Source organism: Nocardioides oceani (genome assembly GCF_030412965.1).
Classification (GTDB): Bacteria; Actinomycetota; Actinomycetes; order Propionibacteriales; family Nocardioidaceae; genus Nocardioides; species Nocardioides oceani.
This window is the reverse complement of sequence record NZ_JAUHJQ010000343.1, coordinates 1-206: the sequence shown is the minus strand read 5'-3', so window position 1 is coordinate 206 and position 206 is coordinate 1. Positions and strand designations below refer to the sequence as shown.

1 protein-coding gene is annotated in these 206 nt (G+C 73.8%); it reads left to right on the top strand.

Annotated features, from left to right (window positions below):
- Positions 1 to 21: 21 nt before the first annotated feature.
- Positions 22 to 206: hypothetical protein (locus tag QWY28_RS24300; RefSeq protein WP_300955449.1), on the top strand; the 185-nt coding region annotated here is incomplete at its 3' end.

Sequence of the window (206 nt, the reverse complement as noted above, 5' to 3'; positions counted from 1 at the left end):
ATCCTCGGCAACGTCCCGAAGGTGACCCCGTCGTCCAAGGTCATCGGCGACCTCGCCCTGTCCCTGGTGGGCATCGGCGCCGACCCGGCCGAGTTCGCCGCCGACCCCGGCCGCGTCGACATCCCCGACTCGGTCATCGGCGTCCTCAACGGCGAGCTCGGCGACCCGCCGGGCGGCTGGCCCGAGCCGTTCCGCAGCAAGGCGCT